Source organism: Culturomica sp. (assembly GCF_003524185.1).
Taxonomy (GTDB): domain Bacteria; phylum Bacteroidota; class Bacteroidia; order Bacteroidales; family Marinifilaceae; genus Culturomica; species Culturomica massiliensis.
On record NZ_DOED01000006.1, the window covers coordinates 206,664 to 216,577 of the forward strand.

The 9,914-nt window shown below is 40.9% G+C and carries 9 protein-coding genes and 1 pseudogene; 5 read left to right on the plus strand and 5 right to left on the minus strand.

Going from position 1 to position 9,914, the window contains the following annotated elements:
• Positions 1-48 precede the first annotated feature (48 nt).
• On the plus strand, positions 49-663 hold the full coding sequence (gene udk / locus DD657_RS02320; RefSeq protein WP_021989453.1) for a uridine kinase: 615 nt from the start codon (positions 49-51) through the stop codon (positions 661-663).
• 274 nt (positions 664-937) lie between these two features.
• On the opposite strand, the gene DD657_RS02325 is transcribed toward udk, so the two are convergent.
• Entirely contained in the window at positions 938-2,266 is a 1,329-nt protein-coding gene (locus DD657_RS02325) for a sensor histidine kinase (protein WP_068691238.1), read from the minus strand.
• Positions 2,267-2,297: 31 nt separating this feature from the next.
• Positions 2,298-3,662: a sigma-54-dependent transcriptional regulator gene (locus DD657_RS02330; RefSeq protein WP_021989455.1), complete on the minus strand. Its 1,365-nt coding sequence runs from the start codon at positions 3,660-3,662 to the stop codon at positions 2,298-2,300.
• 274 nt (positions 3,663-3,936) lie between these two features.
• Between DD657_RS02330 and DD657_RS02335 the strand changes: the two genes are divergently transcribed.
• From DD657_RS02335 to DD657_RS02350, 4 genes are all read left to right on the plus strand, one after another.
• Positions 3,937-5,271, plus strand: a complete 1,335-nt coding sequence (locus DD657_RS02335; protein ID WP_068691240.1) for a TolC family protein — start codon at positions 3,937-3,939, stop codon at positions 5,269-5,271.
• 40 nt (positions 5,272-5,311) lie between these two features.
• Positions 5,312-6,562, plus strand: a complete 1,251-nt coding sequence (locus DD657_RS02340) for an efflux RND transporter periplasmic adaptor subunit (RefSeq protein WP_068691241.1) — start codon at positions 5,312-5,314, stop codon at positions 6,560-6,562.
• Between the two features lie 134 nt (positions 6,563-6,696).
• A complete protein-coding gene (locus DD657_RS02345) occupies positions 6,697-7,413 on the plus strand; it encodes a head GIN domain-containing protein (protein WP_287048338.1) in 717 nt (238 codons plus the stop codon).
• A gap of 35 nt (positions 7,414-7,448) precedes the next feature.
• Positions 7,449-8,171, plus strand: coding sequence for a head GIN domain-containing protein (locus tag DD657_RS02350; protein WP_287048340.1), 723 nt, complete (start codon positions 7,449-7,451; stop codon positions 8,169-8,171).
• An 83-nt stretch (positions 8,172-8,254) separates the two neighbouring features.
• Here DD657_RS02350 and DD657_RS02355 read toward each other — a convergent pair whose 3' ends face one another.
• The 3 genes and pseudogenes from DD657_RS02355 to DD657_RS02365 all read right to left on the minus strand — a co-directional run.
• The gene (locus DD657_RS02355) at positions 8,255-8,500 is read right to left on the minus strand and encodes a hypothetical protein (protein WP_148453342.1); all 246 of its coding nucleotides are present in this window, start codon (positions 8,498-8,500) and stop codon (positions 8,255-8,257) included.
• Positions 8,501-8,691: 191 nt separating this feature from the next.
• On the minus strand, positions 8,692-9,123 hold the full coding sequence (locus DD657_RS02360) for a hypothetical protein (protein ID WP_068691249.1): 432 nt from the start codon (positions 9,121-9,123) through the stop codon (positions 8,692-8,694).
• Positions 9,107-9,914, minus strand: a pseudogene (locus DD657_RS02365) (hypothetical protein); the annotation flags it as partial. The pseudogene DD657_RS02365 and the gene DD657_RS02360, both read right to left, overlap by 17 nt.

The window sequence follows — 9,914 nt, forward strand, 5'->3', positions numbered from 1 at the left end:
TCGACTTTTGACTTTTTAAAATATATTTGCAGAAACAAATCCATTAACATGAATACGACAGTTATCGGTGTTGCCGGCGGTACAGGATCCGGGAAAAGTACTCTAGTCCGTAAACTACAGGAAGCATTTGCAGAAAAAGATGTAGTTACACTCAGTCACGATTTTTATTACAAACCTCACAACGATATCCTTCTGGAAGAACGGCGTAAGCTGAATTACGACCATCCCCAGTCCTTCGATACCGACATGATGGTAATGCATGTCGAAATGCTGAAAAACGGCATACCGGTAGAACGTCCGGTCTATTCATTCGTCGATCATACCCGTTTGCAACAGACGATCCCTGTTGTCCCGGCCAAAGTGCTCATCGTAGAAGGTATTCTGATTTTCGACAGTAAAGCTCTACGCGACCTGATGGACATCAAGGTTTTTGTCGATACCGATGCCGACTTACGTCTGGCCCGCCGGATTTTGAGAGACGTGGCCGAAAGAGGACGCACCATGGAATCGGTTATCAACCAATACATCGGCACTGTAAAACCCATGCACGAGGAATTTGTCGAACCGTCTAAAAAATATGCAGATGTCATCATCCCGGAAGGCGGCTTCAACTCCGTTGCCATCTCTCTGTTAATCGAAAACATCAAATCAGTAATCAGATGAGCAATTGCAGATTCAGGACTACAAACTCCGTCTCTCCCTGATGCATACCCCTTGTTTATCGCTCAAATTTACGATGGGGAAATCTGTATGTCCAATTTAAAATCTGAATTTACAACCTGAATTCTTTTCAGAACTTTACTTATATAATGCGGCAAAAATCGTAAATCGTAACCCCCAAATTACACAATGAGTCCGTCCCAGTGTGTAATTTTTACGCCGACTTGTCTTCAAATTCAAACTAAATCTGCCGGCATAACAAAAAACGTAAATCGAATTACAGCTCTATCGTAAAACGGGTTTCCTTATCCGGAACGGAATGAACCCGTATGCTACCGCCGTGAGCCCGCATAATCTGACGGGCAATACTCAAACCGATACCGGATCCTTGCTCCTTCGTCGTAAAGAAAGGTACGAAAATCTGCTTCATCAGTTCTTCCGGAATACCGGGGCCATTATCCTTTATTGTAAATATTGTCCTGTTATCTTCTGTTTTCCATACCTTGACTTCAATCGCTGCATCTTTCCTTCCCCGCAAAGCCTGAATTGCATTTTTTACAATATTGATCAACACCTGTCCCAGCAGATTGGCATCGGCATACAACTTCAAATCTTCCGGAACTCCGGACATATCGATCTTCACCGAATTGAAATTATCTTCGGCACTACACAGAATCACAATCCGCTGTACGAATTCACTGACATTGAACAACTCCCGGCTGGGTGTCGGTATTCGCGTAAATTTCCGGTACGACTCGACAAAAGAAACCAAACCTTTACTGGTTTCGCTGATGACATGCAACCCGTTCATCGCTGTCGGACGGATAGCGTTGGCATCTACGCTCTGATCTTCGTACAAATTCAGCAAGGTATCGCTCAAAGAAGTAATCGGTGCTATGGAGTTCATAATTTCATGGGAAAGCACACGAATCAACTTGATCCAGGACTCGATTTCTTTTTCATCCATTTCATTATTAATATCGTGTACGACGACCAATCTCTGTGCCTCATTATCGATCGTAATTCCAGTTACCTTAATACTCAATTGTACCGTTCCTCTCTCCATCGTCAGAGAAAAAGTCTTGTTATCCCCCGGTTTCAAGGAATCGAAAAGCGAGGTCATTGCCGGGTCAACCCGGTCCAACTGACGCGTGTGGGTAAACACATTCAATCCCAGCAATTTCAATGCCGCAACATTGGTTTGCAGAACAAACCCCTTCGGATTCAGAATTACAATACCCGAATGTATACTGCTCAGAATCACCTCATAAAATTTTTCTTTCTGTTGAGCCTCTATCCGGGTTTTCTGAATGATATGCTTCATCTTGTTCAGAATATAATTCAGAAACATTTCCGCACTGGTTCCTTTCTTCTCCCGAAAATTCACAGAATAGTCGTCATTTTCCATCGACTCGAAAAAATATGCCAGTTTACGGTTCACTGCATTATAAAACGTCAGTGTTTTAGAAACATAATATACCACGACCAATGCCGCTATAACTCCCCAAGCGTTGTATCCTCCGATAAAAAGAATACATGTCGCTACGGAACAGGAAATAATAATCAGCAGGAAAAACAACAGATGCAAGGATATTCTTCTAAACATAGTTATCTGATTAAGTTCCGGACAGCCGGTATTACAAACCGTATTTCTTCATTTTATTATACAAGGTCTGCCGGGTTATCCCCAACTGAGTTGCAACAGCCGACAAATTTCCGTTACTACGATCCAGAGCCAGCTTGATCATTTGTTTCTCCATATCTTCCAGCGTCTCATTCCGGTCGATAAAGGTCGTGGTCACCGTTTTAAAGAAAAAGTCCGAAGGTTTGATCGTATTCCCTTCACACATAATCACAGCCTTTTCTATCGCATGCTGCAACTCCCGGATATTCCCCGGCCATTTGTATTCCAGCAGCTTGTCTTTCGTCGCCGGCTGGAGCCGGATCATCTCTTTACCGTATTTTGAAACATATTTTTTTAAGAAATATTCAGCCAACGGAATGATATCTTCCTGCCTTTCACGTAAAGGCGGTATCTCGATATGAATGGTATTGATGCGATAGAGCAAATCTTCCCGGAAATGATTTTTCTCCACCATCTCCTGTATATTACGGTTGGTGGCACAAATCAAACGTATATCCGTATCGATCTGTTTATTCGAACCCACCCGCACAATCTTCCGGCTTTGCAGGGTAACCAGCAATTTCGCCTGTAAAGCATACGACAGGTTTCCGATCTCATCCAAAAACAAAGTACCTTTATTGGCAGCTTCGAACTTACCGGCACGATCTTCACGCGCATCTGTAAAAGCCCCTTTCACATGCCCGAACAATTCGCTCTCGAAAAGCGTCTCCGTCACAGCTCCCATATCGACAGAAATCATCACTTCATTGGAACGGTTTGACAAACGATGAATTTCTCTGGCAATCATCTCTTTACCCGTCCCGTTTTCTCCCGTAAGCAATATATTGGCATCCGTTTTGGCCACTTTGCATACCAGATTATAAACCTGCATAATAGCAGGAGACGTTCCCCATAACATGGAAGGTTCGCTATTGAGTTGATTCTTCAATACATTTTTCTCTTCTTTGAGTTGCTTTACTTCACTTTGGGATTCCCGCAAACGGTAAGCCGACAATAAAGTTGCCACCAGTTTGGCATTATCCCAGGGCTTCACAACAAAATCAGCAGCCCCTTCTTTCACCGCTTTTACCGCTAACTCAATATCGGCATAGGCTGTAAACAACACCACCGGGATTTCCGGAGCCAATTCTTTTATCCGCGACAGCCAATAAATTCCCTCATTTCCCGTATTAATCGCAGCCGAAAAATTCATGTCCAGCAAAACAACATCTACCCGCTCTGCGGACAACACCGTAGGAATCCGGTCCGGAAGCGTCAAGGTAATCACTTTCTCAAAATATGTTCCCAACAACAACTCTACCGCCGTCAATACGGATTTATTGTCATCTACAACCAGTATTACTCCTTTTTTAGCCATAACATTCGATTTAATATTCCAAAACTACAAATCGTTCTGTTATCTCCCTATACATGTGTCTAAAAAATAGACATTTTTGAAGTTTTTTTTCTATCCCTGCTTCATGCCGGGAAACACTTGTAAAAATATCACACAACATTGTCTATTTTTTAGACAGTACACATTTGAAGTGTCAATTATAAAAAATTGTAAATCAATATATTAATAATTTTGGCACGCTTTTGGCAAATGCTAAGGCAAAGTGCAAAAGTAATATCACGAAAAAATAGATAAAATGATAAAATTCAGTTTTACTTTAATGATTTTGCTCTCTTTTCTATTTCAAAGTCAGGGGCAGGACAAAAAATGGACATTGCAGGAATGTATCGACTATGGAGTAGATCGCAATCTGAGCATGGAACGTCAGTTACTAAACAACAAAACGGATAATAAAAATTTAAGGGATGCCCGTTTGGATCTGCTTCCCAGCGTCGACGGTTCTTCCAGTTGGAACTATAACTTCGGACGTTCCATCGGTGCCGACAATACCTACATCAACACACGTAATATTACGAATTATTACAGAGTGGGGGCTTCTCTTAACCTATTTTCCGGTTTCAGAGCCATCAATACTCTTCGTTACCGGAAGGTTTCCCAAATGAAAGGCTTGGAAGACTCTGAAAAAAAGGCCAACGACATTGCTATCAGTATCATGCAGGCATTTTACGATCTGGCCTATGCAGAAGGATTAATCGAAATTTCAACCGAACAACTGGAAAATGCCCGTCTGCAACTAAAACGGATGGAACGGCAACACGAGCTCGGGATGAAACCGAAAAGCGATTTATTCGATATACAGGCACAGGTTGCAGAAAGCGAATACAACCTGATTGCCAACCAAAACCGCAAAGCCACGGCCTTGGTGACCTTAAAACAAGCCATGAATTACGAGGAAGAAAAAGAAGGCTTACTGGACATTAATGTCAGTTCACTGAGCAGTGCGCTTCCCCAAAATCAGGAACTCGATATAAAAGCACTTTACGAAAAAGCCCAGACTGACCTTCCACAAGCCAACTCTGCGGAACGGGCTTTCCGGGCCGCCCAGCTCAACTGGTACATTAGCAAAGGTAACCTTTTCCCGTCCTTCAGTGCATACGGCGATATTTCGACTTATTATTACCACACCCAAGACGCTTCTTATACCTATCAGTTTAGAAACAACATGGGTAAGAGTTTCGGTTTCCAGGTGAACATTCCGATATTCGGCGGATTATACAGGCATTCGAATGTTGCCCGTGCCAAATATCAAATGAAAGACGCTGAGTTCGCTTACCGGGAAACACTCCAGGACGTTTACAAAGAAATCGAACTGGCCGTATTGGACCTGAAAGCTGCTTCCCAGGAATTCGACATGGCCATCAAAAAGGAAAATTTCAGTGAATTATCTTACGAAGCGAACAAAAAGAAATACGAACAAGGTCTGGTAACAATCATCGATCTCAATACCAGTGACAATAATTTGCGTCAGGCAAAACACGACGTGCTGAAAGCCAAATTAACCTATGGGATCAAGAAAAGAATGATCGACTTTTACCAGGGCAGTCCTTTGCAAACAAAGATTCAACATTAAAAATACAAACATTTGAATAATAATTAAAATACTATATATCATGGACAAGGTTATCGAACAAAAGAGAGGATTAAAGAAAAAACATATCCCTTATCTTATCGGAGGTGCATTGGCACTACTCTTCATCGGCTGGCTGATATTCGGAAATCACAGTTCGACCTTACGGGTAGAAAAAGATAAAATCACCATCGAAGAGGTACGGAAAGGTACATTTAATGATTATATCCGGATCATGGGAAATGTGGAACCGATCATGTTTTTCCAGTTGAGTGCTCTGGAAGGAGGACGGGTTGTTGAAAAAATCGTGGAAGAAGGAGCTATGGTAAAAAAGGGAGACATTATCGTTAAATTGGAAAACCCCAACCTGTCGATGGAAATCCTGAAAAGTGAAGCCGACCTGGCCTATCAGGAAAACGAATTGAGAAATACATTGCTCTCCATGGAAAAAGAAAAACTGAGTATTCGTCAGGAACGTCTGCAAAGTGAATTGACAGTCACCCGTAACAAACGTAAATACGATCAGAATAAAAAACTGTATGAAGAGGACCTGATCGCCAAAGAAGATTACCTGACAGCCAAAGAAGATTATGAAACATCCGTTGAAAACAACAAAATGCTGATTGAACGTCAAAAGCAGGACTCCATCTACCGCGAAATCCAGGTCGAAAATATGCAGGAGAGTTTGAACAACATGCGGAGAAACCTGAAACTGGTACGGGAAAGAAACGATAACCTGAATGTAAAAGCACCGATCAGCGGACAATTGGGAACCTTATCGGTTGAAATCGGACAAAGTGTATCCAGCGGCATGGAGATCGGGAAAATCAATGTTCTCGACAACTACAAAGTCGTAGCGCAAATCGACGAGCACTATATCGACCGTGTACGTAAAGACCTGGAAGCTTCTCTGGAACGCCAGGGCACAAACTTCAACATGAAAGTGCTGAAAGTATATCCGGATGTAAAAGGCGGACAATTCAAGACAGACCTTTGTTTCGTCGGAGAAATGCCTGAAAATGTTCGTACCGGACAAACCTATCACATCAACCTGCAATTGGGACAAGCCGACGAATCGGTACTCATCCCGAGAGGTGCCTTCTATCAAAGCACCGGCGGTCAATGGATATTCGTACTTTCGCCGGATGGCAGCGAAGCTTACCGCCGCACAATCAAGATCGGCAAACAAAACCCGCAGTATTATCAGGTAATTGAAGGTGTAGAAGCGGGAGAAAAAGTAATTACATCGGGTTATGAAATGTACGGAGACAACGAACGACTGATATTAAAATAAAAACTACCCGGAAAATTGATATCCGGGAAAGCGGAACAAAAGATATAAAACATACCTTATTTAAATAAAATCAAATTTTACTGTAACATTTTACTACCTATCAACGTCTTAATTAATAAATAGTAATAGATATCATGAAAACTTTATCTTTTTTCACACTCCTGATTTGCGCATTATTCGCCTTTTCAGCATCGGGGCAAGACATTGTCGGTTCCGGAAATCCCAAATCGGAAATCCGTAAAATAGCCTCCTTCGAAAGCATTGATGTCGGGCTTGCTTTCCAGGTAACTTTGACACAAGGCAAATCACAGCGCGTGAGTATCGAAGCCGATGACAACATACTCCCCTATATCGTAACGGAAGTAAAAGACAAAAAATTATATATCAAAATGTCCGGTAACCGGGGATTCGATTCAAAATGTCCGATGAAAATCGACATCACAATCCCGGTTATTCGTGAAATCGAAGCCAGCGGAGCCTCTTCCATCAGCAGCGAGTCGTTATGGAAAAGCCAGGAAATGGAACTGGATATCTCTGCTGCTTCCAAATTAACCCTCCGAATCGACGTGACTTCACTGAAACTCGAGCTTGCCGGAGCCTCCAAAGTAGACTTAAGCGGAAGTGCCGGAGTTCTGAAAGCCGAAGTTTCAGCAGCAGCCAAACTGAATGCAGAAAATCTGAATGTACGTAAAGCCGACATAGAGGTTGCCGGGGCAGCCAATGCTGAAATAACCGTAACCGAAGAAATTGAATACGAGGCAAACGGAGCTTCCAAGCTTACTTTCAAAGGTTCTCCCCGTGTTCTGAAAGCCGAAGTTTCAACAGCCGCTTCTGTCAGCGAACGCAAATAAATAACATCAAACAATAAATTTTACAACATTATACTATGAAGACTATTTTCTGTTTACTATTGACAATTATGATTTCAGCCTGCTGCTACGGCTGGAAAACCCAGAAATCCATCAAAGGATCGGGTAACGTACAAATCGAAGAACGGAATGTCACTTCTTTCAACGAAATAAAAGCCAGCCGGGGTATACATGTTTTTCTTACCCAAGGGGAGGCCAAAGCTGTAGTCGTAAAAACCGACGACAATATCCAGCCTTACCTGGAAACCGTTGTCAAGGACAATGCATTGGAAATCCGGATTGTACAGGATGTCAATATCGAAAAAGCAACCCAAATGGACGTATATGTAACTGTACCTTTATTGAAAGAAATAAAAGCGACAACATCCGCCAATATCGAAGGAACAGCCCCCTGGGAATTCACAGATCTCAACATCAGCACAACTACATCCGCCAATATCAACCTTGATTTAACCGCTGTCGCTATAGATGTGAAGGCAACGACATCAGGCAGCGTAACCCTCAAAGGGAAAACGGAAAAGCTCGAAATCAAAGCAACAACTTCCGCCCAAATAAAGGCCGAAGAACTGACAGCCCGTTTTGCAGAAGTAGGAGCAACAACAAGCGGAGACGTCTATATTTATGTAACAGACAAATTGGAATATAAACTCACTACCGGAGCAAATCTGGTATACAAAGGAGATCCTCGCGTTACTAACGCAGCAACTTCTACCGGCGGAAGTGCCACACACCGGAAATAAGATAAAGTTAGACATATTCAGGCACATGAAGCCGACTGAAAAATAAAATTTTCGGTCGGCTTATTTATGTTTAAGACACCTGATTACCACACTCCTGACGCATACCAAACGGATAGTAATCGTTCTGCTCTTTTACCGATCCCACTCACCACGCCCTCTCCAAAAAGCCCGCTTTCAAAAACAAAAAAACTTCCCCTAAGCCAATACACTAAACTTTCCACATAAGCATAACCGTTGCTGCCCCTGCCCGATACCTTTAACTTATCCCCTTCGTAACCGTATTCATAACCAGCTATAATCGTACCACCTTCCCTGACATTATGTAACAAATTTAGAAGACTGTATTCAAAATTCAAATTTATTCTAAGGAATAGGAAAAATAAATAGATAAAAAATCCCGGCAGAAATTCTGCCGGGAAAGTAGTAAAACAGTCTTATTCCTTATCATTCAATCTTTCTTTACGAAGAGAATAAAGAACTTCAACAGCCAAACAATATCATAAAACAAAAGGGAAACAATTTATCTTTTTCTAACTCTTATCATTTGTCCTTCAGAAGTTTCTAAATCAAAAGTATATTTTTTGTCTTTTGATAATGGGGCTAATCTTTTCTTATACTTCTTTTTGTCTAAATTGTAAATTTTAAGAATAACAAATATCTGTTCAAACCAATTCTTTCCTATTTCGATTTCATAATTATAAATTTCCTGTTTCCCTTTAGATGAATATTGATAATAATCAAATTGAAGAAACAAGGTAATTTCTTGCTCTGAAAGAATCAGATTATAATCTTCGGAACTCAATGATAAATTACCTGCGTAGTAGTTTATATCTATTCTTTTCAAAACATTCATACCTTGCTTAACTATAATTACAGGTTTAGTTAATGAGGTTGCAATTTCTCCATCAACACAGACTATAAAATCAAAATTTTTTCTATTTTCTTGAGCCATAGAAATTTGACATATAAATAGGAATAAAATCCAATACACACACTTTTTCATAATTTTCATTTTTTATTATGTTTTGAATAGCTTTTCTCGTAAATTCTACTTGTAGCGTTGTATTCCTATTATAAATAACCGCCCCATTGGGTCTATTGGGAAAATTTAAAATCCCATTAGAGTTTATAGTAGCAGTCTTTACAGTTCCCAAAGGTCCGACCATAATATTTGTATTATATTGACTGAAAGTTCCTCTGTCTGTTGCTGAAGGAATACTTGCCGATTGCGGAAATATTTGGTTACCTACTTGTTGTACTGTTGTAGGGTGAGAATGGATTGTAGCTTCTGCGTCTGCAGGTGTTGTTCCTGCTGGTAAGTTTGGTAAACTTGTGGTAGCTGTTTGAACTCCATTAACAACAGTAGGCATAGAGCCTGTTTGCCCCTGAATAACTGTTCCGTCTTTCATAACAATTGAAGACTCTTCCATTAACCCACCATTGGCAATAGTTCTGTCTAAAACATTTAGGCTTTCTTTTAAAGTAACATCACTTGGTAAAGTTACTCCAGACTTAACATTATTCAAATCAACATTCCCTTTGATTTTTAAAATTTGCCTTGCTTCTATTTTATCAGTAACAACTATTTTAACACCATTATCAACTCCGTCAGTTCCAATCTTTTTACCGGCTGTATTATATAAATCTGTATCAAAATCAACCGCTATTCTACCGTCAGGGTCAATATATCTTATGGGATTATTCCCGCAATAAGCATACAGACTCAAACCGTAATACTTCTCC

What these genes read in the sequence shown, in the direction of transcription:
- udk (WP_021989453.1), top strand. Translation starts at nt 49, where the DNA reads ATGAATACGACAGTTATCGGTGTTGCCGGCGGTACAGGATCCGGGAAA.
- DD657_RS02345 (WP_287048338.1), top strand. Translation starts at nt 6,697, where the DNA reads ATGAAAACTTTATCTTTTTTCACACTCCTGATTTGCGCATTATTCGCC.
- DD657_RS02330 (WP_021989455.1), bottom strand. Translation starts at nt 3,662, where the DNA reads ATGGCTAAAAAAGGAGTAATACTGGTTGTAGATGACAATAAATCCGTA.
- DD657_RS02340 (WP_068691241.1), top strand. Translation starts at nt 5,312, where the DNA reads ATGGACAAGGTTATCGAACAAAAGAGAGGATTAAAGAAAAAACATATC.
- DD657_RS02335 (WP_068691240.1), top strand. Translation starts at nt 3,937, where the DNA reads ATGATAAAATTCAGTTTTACTTTAATGATTTTGCTCTCTTTTCTATTT.
- DD657_RS02325 (WP_068691238.1), bottom strand. Translation starts at nt 2,266, where the DNA reads ATGTTTAGAAGAATATCCTTGCATCTGTTGTTTTTCCTGCTGATTATT.
- DD657_RS02350 (WP_287048340.1), top strand. Translation starts at nt 7,449, where the DNA reads ATGAAGACTATTTTCTGTTTACTATTGACAATTATGATTTCAGCCTGC.
- DD657_RS02360 (WP_068691249.1), bottom strand. Translation starts at nt 9,123, where the DNA reads ATGGCTCAAGAAAATAGAAAAAATTTTGATTTTATAGTCTGTGTTGAT.